9 protein-coding genes are annotated in these 6,053 nt (G+C 67.5%); 3 read left to right on the plus strand and 6 right to left on the minus strand.

All coding sequences use genetic code 11. The features are described from left to right. The first annotated feature begins 76 nt into the window (after window positions 1–76). The 3 genes from IU449_RS13850 (at window position 77) to IU449_RS13860 (ending at window position 3,355) form a co-directional block, all read left to right on the plus strand. Window positions 77–559: a nitroreductase/quinone reductase family protein gene (locus tag IU449_RS13850; protein ID WP_228803964.1), complete on the plus strand. Its 483-nt coding sequence runs from the start codon at window positions 77–79 to the stop codon at window positions 557–559. Between the two features lie 204 nt (window positions 560–763). After that, complete coding sequence (locus IU449_RS13855) at window positions 764–1,636, plus strand: alpha/beta hydrolase (RefSeq protein WP_195002171.1); 873 nt, start codon at window positions 764–766, stop codon at window positions 1,634–1,636. A gap of 510 nt (window positions 1,637–2,146) precedes the next feature. Further along, complete coding sequence (locus IU449_RS13860) at window positions 2,147–3,355, plus strand: FAD-dependent oxidoreductase (protein ID WP_195002172.1); 1,209 nt, start codon at window positions 2,147–2,149, stop codon at window positions 3,353–3,355. An 11-nt stretch (window positions 3,356–3,366) separates the two neighbouring features. Here the strand turns inward: IU449_RS13860 and IU449_RS13865 are convergent, their stop codons facing one another. From IU449_RS13865 to IU449_RS13890, 6 genes are read right to left on the minus strand one after another with little or no spacing between them, the layout of a single operon-like run. Further along, window positions 3,367–4,173 (minus strand): MerR family transcriptional regulator, encoded by an 807-nt coding sequence (locus tag IU449_RS13865; RefSeq protein WP_195002173.1) that lies wholly within the window; start codon window positions 4,171–4,173, stop codon window positions 3,367–3,369. Continuing rightward, window positions 4,157–4,702: a VOC family protein gene (locus tag IU449_RS13870; protein ID WP_195002174.1), complete on the minus strand. Its 546-nt coding sequence runs from the start codon at window positions 4,700–4,702 to the stop codon at window positions 4,157–4,159. The genes IU449_RS13865 and IU449_RS13870 overlap by 17 nt, the downstream gene beginning before the upstream one ends. A gap of 34 nt (window positions 4,703–4,736) precedes the next feature. Further along, a complete protein-coding gene (locus IU449_RS13875) occupies window positions 4,737–4,907 on the minus strand; it encodes a hypothetical protein (protein ID WP_195002175.1) in 171 nt (56 codons plus the stop codon). A gap of 32 nt (window positions 4,908–4,939) precedes the next feature. Continuing rightward, the gene (locus tag IU449_RS13880) at window positions 4,940–5,386 is read right to left on the minus strand and encodes a hypothetical protein (RefSeq protein WP_195002582.1); all 447 of its coding nucleotides are present in this window, start codon (window positions 5,384–5,386) and stop codon (window positions 4,940–4,942) included. Beyond that, window positions 5,283–5,882, minus strand: coding sequence for an Rpn family recombination-promoting nuclease/putative transposase (locus IU449_RS29850; protein ID WP_416382143.1), 600 nt, complete (start codon window positions 5,880–5,882; stop codon window positions 5,283–5,285). Before IU449_RS29850 ends, IU449_RS13880 begins: the two co-directional genes overlap by 104 nt. Continuing rightward, a complete protein-coding gene (locus IU449_RS13890) occupies window positions 5,818–6,030 on the minus strand; it encodes an MbtH family protein (RefSeq protein ID WP_195002177.1) in 213 nt (70 codons plus the stop codon). The genes IU449_RS29850 and IU449_RS13890 overlap by 65 nt, the downstream gene beginning before the upstream one ends. Window positions 6,031–6,053 lie beyond the last annotated feature (23 nt).

Raw genomic sequence — 6,053 nt, forward strand, 5'->3', positions numbered from 1 at the left:
TCCTCGGTACCTTCTTCCGGTACATACCGGCACACGCGTTCGGCGAAGCATGGAATTACGCAGGGAGGACAGACACATGGGCGTGCGAGATCTGCTGTACGCTGCGAAACGCCGGATGTACAAAGACAATCGGGTCGGAGGGCTCGCCCGGGTACTGAACCGGGCATCGGAATGCATGTACTCGGCGGGCGTGCTCTCCCCCGGCTACGCCATGACCCTCGAGGTGATCGGCAGGCGCACCGGTCGCCCGGTGAAGCTGCCGATCGTGGTCGCCGAGTACGAAGGGCGGCGGTACCTGGTGTCGATGCTCGGGCCGGACGCCGGCTGGGTGCACAACGTCCACGCCGCGCACGGTCGCGCGTTCCTGCACCGGCGCGGCCGCGAAGCAGTACAGCTCACCGAGGTCGAGGTGGCGGACCGAGCGCCGATTCTGCGCCGCTATCTCGCCGTCGCTCCCGGCGCCCGCCCGCATTTCCCGATCGACCGCACCGCCGCGCTCGCGGAATTCGCCCGGATCGCGGACCGCTATCCGGTCTTCCGGATCGACCCCGCAGGCTGACAAGCCTGCCGCCCATCCCGGTCGCGCCCGCGCGCAATCACCGTGCGGGCACGGTGTCTACGGCGCTCGGCGCGGTCCGGCGACGGGATCGGGGTGGCGGGCGAGCACTGCGGCGGCGATGAGCGTGAGGATCGGACCGGCGCGGTCGTCACAGGTCCCATCACTCGGTGAGCGCGCGCTGTTCGGCCGGTTACCTTCGACGGCATGCCCGACTCCAGAGCATTTCGACCGGCTCGTATCCGCGTCCACCGCACATCCGAATGGGAGGTTCGGCCGACGTTCGTGCTCGTCCACGGCGCGCACGGCAACTCTTCGACGTGGTCTGCGTTGCTGCGGGAACTCGCACTACTCGGGCACCGTGGACTGGCCGTCGATCTGCCCGGCCACGGCCTCGACGCCGGTTTTCCGCTCTCGTATCAAGCACCTCAGGATATCGAAGCCTTCATCACACAACCGTCACCATTGGCGTCGATTACGTTGGCAGACAATGTCACCCACGTCGTGGACACGGTACGCCGAGTCGGCCGGTTCGGGCCGGTGATCTTGGTGGGCACCAGCGGCGGTGGCGCGACGATCAGCGGTGTCGGCAACTCGGTGCCGCACCTGCTGGCCGGAATCGTGTACATCTCCGCGTGGTGCTGTGTCGAACTTCCCAGCATCGCCGCCTATTTGGAAATACTCGGGCATCACGACGTCGCAGCGACGATGGTCAATTGGCGCTCTGCCGACCCGGACCAGCTGGCCGCGTTGAAGCATGGCCTGATGGCAGATGCCACCGACGATCAGTTCCTCGCCTGTCTCAACTTGCTCGAGCCGGCCGAATCACCCCAGGTCATCACCGCCGACAGCCGTGTGCGAGCTGCGACCTGGGGTCGGATTCCACGCACCTACATCCGCCTGTCCCAGGACCGAGCCATCCCGCCCGACATGCAAGACCGCATGATCGCCGAAGCCGATGCCCTCACCCCGCAGAACCCCTTCGTGGTCCATACCGTCGAAGCCAGCCATTTGGGCGCGTGCCTACACGCTGCTGAAATCGCCGCGATCCTGGACACCCTTTCAGGTTCGGAACCGTGACCCGGCAACCGGTACAGCGACGGTGAGCTCGGACCGGCGACAACACCACGGTCGGCCGAGGCGCCGGCGACAATCGGCGCTCCCGGCATCTTGGTTCCTCCTGTCCGCCGCGCCAGCACGATTCGGCCCGTCACCGCCGCATGGTAGCCACATGGCGCTCTGCGACGCCGGTCGCGAATCGCCGCTACGCGGCCTGCCCAGAGACACCGGGTGGGCGCCGATTTCCGCCCAGGGCATGCCTGGTGCCGGGCGCGGTCGACGATATGGTCGAGCAGCTGATCGGCTGGCCGCAACCTGTGCGCAGCGGAAATCACCGCTGCTGTCAAGTGATCCAGGCCACGGTCCGGTGTGGACCCGCTCGATCGGGGCGATCACGTCGCGTAGTGACACCTGGCGCCCCAATGCGTCAACCATAGGTTGACGACCGCCACTTCGTCAACTATTAGTTGACGATACGGCGACAGCTCGTGGATGGCTTTCGCCGACAACGGATCGATTCAGGAGTCGCACATGGAAGCTCGCGAGAACGCCGCGCACCATCGCGCCGAGACACCGGGCAGGCGGGCGACGGTCGTCGGCGCCGGTATCGCCGGTTTGGCCACCGCGTTGCGGCTGCATCGGCAAGGCTGGGACGTCGTCGTGGTCGAACGCGCGCCGGCTCGTCGCAGCAGCGGTTACCTGGTGAACCTGCACGGACCCGGATATGACGCGGCCGAGCGGCTCGGGATCGTACCGGCGCTGACTCCGCGTGATATCGGGTTCTTCACCTCGGTCCTCGTCCACGCGGACGGCCGGGAGAAGTTCCGGATACCGGCCGCTGTCGCCGAGGCCGCCGTCGGGAACCGGGCACTGAGCCTGTTCCGGGGCGACTTGGAGTCGGCGCTGTACGGCGCGGTGGCCGACCACGTCGACATCCGCTTCGGCACCACCGTGCAGGCCCTCGCCCAGACCTCCGGCGAAGTCGTGGCCACCCTCAGTGACGGCACCCGCCTGCGATCCGAACTCCTCGTCGGGGCCGATGGCGTGCACTCCCGAGTCCGCGAGCTCGTATTCGGTGCCGAGCCCGAGTATTTCGTGGACCTGGGCCACATGGTCGGCGCTTTTCCGCTGCCGACAGTTCCCGAGCACGTACCGGAAAACGTCGGCACCACCTTCATCGGGCCCGGACGCACGGCCGCGGTGATGAACCTGGGACCGCAACGGTCTTCGGCGTTCTTCACCTACCATTGCCCCGACACTGCCGCCGAACTCGCTCTCGGCGCCGCACCCGCGCTCACCCGAGCGTTCGGAGACCTCGGCGGCGGCGTCGCCGACGCCCTGCACCACCTCGAGGCCGACCCCGACCACGCCTACTTCGACTCGGTCGGCCAGATCGTGATGGACCGCTGGAGTCACGACCGAGTCGTTCTGCTCGGCGACGCGGCATGGTGCGTCACGGTATTCGCCGGCTACGGCGCCGCGCTCGCCCTCGACGGCGCCGACCGGCTCGGCACCGCGCTCGTGGCACACGGCGACGACATTCCCACCGCGCTCGACACCTGGGAGACGTCGTTGCGCCCGGAAGTAGACAAACGACAGGCACTGGCCCGGAAAGGAATCAGCCGATTCGCCCCGCCGTCACGCACACATGTGTGGGCAGGCGAACTGATGCTGCGGGCCATCCAGTTGCCCGGCATCCGCGGCCTGGTCCGACGCGCCATCCAGCGCGCCAACAACTAGTCGGGTGGCCCTTATTGCCAGGTCGCGGTGTCGGGGTCGATGCCGTGGGTGCGCGCGCAGGCGTCGATGCTTCGGCGTAACCAGGTGGCGAGGCCGGGGCGGACGGCGTCGTAGTGGGCGGCGAACGCAGGGTCGGACTCGTATCTGCGGCCGAGGCAGACCTGCATCTGCCTGCTCAGGGGGAAGTACGAATCGGTGAACACTTCGCGGTGTCGCTCGACGAGATGGTTCGCATCCCGGCTGCCGGGCTCGACACCGGCGTCCATCGCGTCGCCGAGGGCGCGGTCGAGGTCGGCGACGGTGTCGGCGACGGCCTGCCATTCCTCCGGACCGCGGGCGGACGCGCGTTCGGCGTACTGCTGCCATTGCGGTGTGTCACCGTAGTGCCGACGGGCTCGGGCAGGCGAGTCCGGGTCCCATCGGGGGCCGAAGATCGCGGCCTGTTGCTCGACGGTCAGCAGCAGGCCGCGCTCGTGGGCGTCGATCATCCGATCCAAGCCGGCGGCGAGTTGCTCGAGACGGCCGATCCGTTCGGCGACCTGGGTTCGCTGCGCACGCAGTGCGGCGGGCACGTCCGCGGTCGAGTCGTCCAGGATGGCGCCGATCCTGTCGAGGCCGAGACCGATCTCCCGGTAGACGACAATGCGGTGCAGCCGTTCCAGGTCACCTGCGGTGTAGAGCCGGTATCCGGCGGGCGTGCGAAGCGACGGTCGCGCCAGACCGATCTCGTCCCAGTGATGCAGTGCGCGGACGGTCACACCCAGCCGCGTCGAGACTTGACCGACGGTCAGGCCATCGGCGTCAGTGGTCTCGAGCATGCTGTCCATTGTCGCCGGGAGCGGAGTCCGGCGCGGTGATCCCGATCGCAGCGAGGTTGCGCGCTTCCTGGCTGGCCGGATCGAAGGGCTTCGCGGCGGTCAGGACGATCCGCGCGTTCTCGGGGGTGATCACCTCGACATCGCGGGTGTTCCACGGCGTGTCCCGTGGGCCGTCGACCGAGTGCGGACGCAGGGCACGACATGCCTCGGCGAGGACATCGACCTCGCCGAGCACGCAGGCGAAGGAGACGCTCATCGCCGGTGGTCGCGCGGGGACGTTCGCTTCCGAGACGAGCAGGACGTCCTGGAACGCCCACCGGCGCAGATGCACGAGCGTGCCGGGTATGCCGAACAGTTCGAAGAACCCGAGTCCGCGAACCCAGAAGTCCACCGACGCGGTCAGATCCGCGGTGGGGATCCTCACGAAGGCAGGCATTCCGTAGATGCCGCGAAAGGGCTCCGGCGCAGTCGCATCCGGGCCGGGAGTGGGGACGGGACTGATCTCGAAGGCGTTGTAGTAGTCGCTCATGCACGCCACCCTCCGGCCTGACGCAACGTGAGGGTCAAGCTGTTTCCGAGAAGACCTCGTCGAGAGTGGAGGCGGTGAGCAGGCGCTGGGCCCACGTCACCACCTGTGCGCCATCGGCGGCGTGGATTCGGTCGCTGATCCCGCGGGGAGTCGGGCCGAACCTCATGGACAACAGATAGAGCAAGAATTCGGCCCTCCCCTCCACCCTTCCTTCGGCCCGGAGTCGATCGGCGGTGGTCACGGCTCTGTGAAGACCTCGTCGAGGGTGGTCGCGGTGAGCAGGCGCTGAGACCAGGTCAGCAAGTGCGCGACATCGGCGCTACGGATGCGATCACGAATGTGAGCCGGGATCGGGCCGAACTTCGTCGACAACTGTCCCAGCAAGACTTCGACGTGTCCTTCAGTACGCGCTTCAGTGCGGCCTTCGGCGCGACCTTGGGCGCGACCTTCGGCGCGGAGTCGTTCGGCGGTTGTCATGATGACCTCCTTCGCTCGGGGGCCGAGCTGATCGATCACGGGGCCCAGATCGTCTTCGCTGGTCTCGCCCACAAGGAAAATGTACGTCACCAGGGATTGCAGGTCATCCAGGCCACCCGGGGCGGCCAGAAGATCGTGCAGGTCCACCAGCCACGGGGTCAGGTCCTCGCCCAGGGTGCGGTTGCCTGCTGCGATCTTGTGCAACACCAGCGTCAGCCGGGCCGCTGTTCCAGATAGCTGCCATGTATTCGACCATGCGCAGCGGCATGAACCGGTCGGGGCGGGTCTGATGCTCGACCAGGACGTAGATGAAGGTGTCGCGGTCACCGAGGCGGGTGGAGAAGAGCAGGTCGCTGTAGCGGGACCGCAGATGTGGGGAGACGAAGCTGCACGACTCGAACCGCAAAGCGGCCCAGTCGATGCGGTTGACGACGGCCTCGGGGAGGACGTGGCGTAGTTCCCCGGCGGCATTGTCGGGTCGGGCCATGATCCGCCGGAACAGAGCATCGTGCGGATTCGCCGGTGCTACAGACATGCGCGGCAAACTACTCGCACCCTCCGACACGAAAGTCGAAGGGGCGCACAGCGGTATCACGGGCCCGGCCGGGTCGACCGGGGCGGGAAGGACTACGGCGCGGTCATTCCCCCTGGGTCGCGGCGATGAGGGACAGCGGACGCATGTCGAGCCAATGGGCTTCGACATAGTCGAGGCAGGCTTCGCGGGAGGCCGCGCCGTGGGCGATCCGCCAGCCGGTGGGGACGGCGGCGAAGATCGGCCACAGGGAATGCTGGCCCTCGTCGTTGACCAGCACGTAGAACTCGGCGGTGTCGTCGTCGAACGGGTTGCTCATGGGATTGCCTTTCGGGAAACGGC

Origin of the sequence: Nocardia higoensis (assembly GCF_015477835.1) — a bacterium.
Lineage (GTDB): Bacteria > Actinomycetota > Actinomycetes > Mycobacteriales > Mycobacteriaceae > Nocardia > Nocardia higoensis_A.

Coding starts and splice junctions, on each gene's coding strand:
- IU449_RS29850 (WP_416382143.1), bottom strand. CDS start 5,882: ATGTCGAAGCCCATTGGCTCGACATGCGTCCGCTGTCCCTCATCGCCG.
- IU449_RS13855 (WP_195002171.1), top strand. CDS start 764: ATGCCCGACTCCAGAGCATTTCGACCGGCTCGTATCCGCGTCCACCGC.
- IU449_RS13870 (WP_195002174.1), bottom strand. CDS start 4,702: ATGAGCGACTACTACAACGCCTTCGAGATCAGTCCCGTCCCCACTCCC.
- IU449_RS13890 (WP_195002177.1), bottom strand. CDS start 6,030: ATGAGCAACCCGTTCGACGACGACACCGCCGAGTTCTACGTGCTGGTC.
- IU449_RS13850 (WP_228803964.1), top strand. CDS start 77: ATGGGCGTGCGAGATCTGCTGTACGCTGCGAAACGCCGGATGTACAAA.
- IU449_RS13860 (WP_195002172.1), top strand. CDS start 2,147: ATGGAAGCTCGCGAGAACGCCGCGCACCATCGCGCCGAGACACCGGGC.
- IU449_RS13865 (WP_195002173.1), bottom strand. CDS start 4,173: ATGCTCGAGACCACTGACGCCGATGGCCTGACCGTCGGTCAAGTCTCG.